Annotated in this window: 2 protein-coding genes; both read left to right on the top strand. The window is 43.7% G+C overall.

Going from position 1 to position 2,095, the window contains the following annotated elements; translation table 11 throughout:
- Nucleotides 1–221, top strand: a 221-nt coding sequence (locus IJ369_RS04355) for a hypothetical protein (RefSeq protein WP_290716423.1), incomplete at its 5' end; no start/stop codon positions are given.
- Between the two features lie 152 nt (nucleotides 222–373).
- On the top strand, nucleotides 374–1,954 hold the full coding sequence (locus IJ369_RS04360; RefSeq protein WP_290716425.1) for a recombinase family protein: 1,581 nt from the start codon (nucleotides 374–376) through the stop codon (nucleotides 1,952–1,954).
- Nucleotides 1,955–2,095 lie beyond the last annotated feature (141 nt).

Raw genomic sequence — 2,095 nt, forward strand, 5'->3', positions numbered from 1 at the left:
CTTATGAATCCATGGGTTTCAAAGAAATGCTTTCAATGATGGGAATATCACTTCTCCTGGGTCTATCTGCCTATTTCGCAATTATTCTCGTTGCAGCACTTGTAGTGCAGGTATTTTCCTTTGATAAACCGAACCGAGAAGATAAGAAACTGCTCCCAACAGCCCTTACAATTATTATTTGGGCAGCCATTGTTCTTGTATTTTCAATTATATTTTCATAAAACACTCTCCCTGCCATCTGGCAGGGATTTTTCTTTTGGAAAATTTCCGGTGTTCGCTTTTTTCCTCTTTCTTTCTGTGCTATCATAACGGCAAAGGAGGGGAAAATACCCACCGATAGGCTAACCACCTGTCGAAAAGAAAGGAGGCCATCATGGCATATTGCATCTATCTGAGAAAATCCAGAGCTGATGCAGAAGCAGAACTTGCTGGCGAAGGTGAAACCCTCGCCCGGCATGAAAAGACCTTGCTTGCATTGGCCACAAAATTAAAATTGTCAATCACAAAGATTTACAGAGAGATCCTTTCTGGCGAAACGATCGCAGGTCGCCCTGTCATGCAGCAGCTCCTTCATGATATAGAAGCTGGCCTTTGGGATGGTGTGCTTGTCATGGAAGTGGAACGTCTTGGCCGTGGTGATACCATGGATCAGGGCATCATCCTGAACGCTTTTAAATATAGCAGCACCAAAATCGTCACTCCGGTAAAAACCTACGATCCCAACGATGAATTTGACGAAGAATACTTCGAATTTTCGCAGTTCATGTCCCGCAGGGAGTATAAAACCATCCTGCGCCGTATGCAGCGAGGCAGAGAAGCATCCGCAAGAGAGGGAAAATACGCAGGGAATATTCCTCCCTTCGGCTATCGTCGAGTAAAATTGGAAAATGAAAAAGGATATACTCTGGAAATCGAACCCGAAGAAGCCGCCGCTGTTCGGCTGGCATTCGAATTGTATGCCTATGGTGATCCGCAGCCAGATGGAACCACTAAAGAAACAGGCCGTGCAACAGTAGCAAAGCGCCTGCATGAAATGGGCATCAAAAACAGAAAAGGTGGAACCTGGGCCACATCCTCTGTCACCCGTATGCTTCAAAATCCTGTTTATATTGGGAAAATACACTGGAATCGCCGCCCTGGCAAAAAGTCCACAGAAAACGGGAAAATCAAAATTTCTCGTCCAATTTCAGAAAACTATCTCCTGGCAGACGGTCTGCATGAACCGATCATCACAGAAGAACTTTGGAATATTGTTCAAGCAAAAATGAAAAGCCGTACCTATCCAACAAATATCGGTCCTTCCAAAAATCCTCTTGCTGGTCTCGTAAGATGCTCCTACTGCGGAAATCTTATGCAGCGCCGCCCCTTTAACAAAACTGGCCAGCCAGCTTCCCTGATCTGCGCAACACATAATTGCCCTCAAATATCTGCCGCCCTTTATATGGTCGAAAATAAAGTTTTGGACGGTCTTTCCCAATGGGTAAAACAGCATGAAGCGACCTGGGAACAAACTGCAACACCCTCTGATGCTTTTTTAGGAAAAATCATGGCATTAAAAAATTCCATCGAAGCAATGGAAAAGGAACTGGAAGGTCTGAAACTGCAGTTTGATAACACCTTTGACCTTCTGGAAAAAGGTATTTATTCAGCTGATGTTTTCACAAAAAGAAATGCAATTCTGAATGAGAAGATCACTGCAACCACAAACGAAATCGAAGAAACGAAGAAAGAACTCCGTTCCTTGGAAACTGCTAATAGCGAACAGATTTCTTTACTTCCGAAAATCAAAACTCTGTTGGAAACCTATGATTCCCTTCCAGCAGCAGAACAAAACCGTATGCTAAAAGATGTTTTGGATCATATAGAATATCACAAAGAAGTCAACGGACGCTGGCACAATTCCCCTGATGATTTCATGATTACACTTTATCCGAAGGTATCCAGAACATTTTAACCTTCATTTTGCGTCCATCATTGATAATAGTAATATACCAACGAACTGGCTCATTTGGAAATGATGGGGACCATCGTACACCAGCTGACCCAGGGCCTGACAAAAGACCAAATCATCGCCGCAGGGTTAGACCCCTACTAC

The organism is Anaerotignum sp., assembly GCF_017483025.1.
In the GTDB taxonomy this organism is placed as follows: Bacteria; Bacillota; Clostridia; order Lachnospirales; family Anaerotignaceae; genus Anaerotignum_A.

Excerpts from the sequence above, each read along its gene's own strand:
- IJ369_RS04360 (WP_290716425.1), top strand. The coding sequence starts at position 374 with ATGGCATATTGCATCTATCTGAGAAAATCCAGAGCTGATGCAGAAGCA.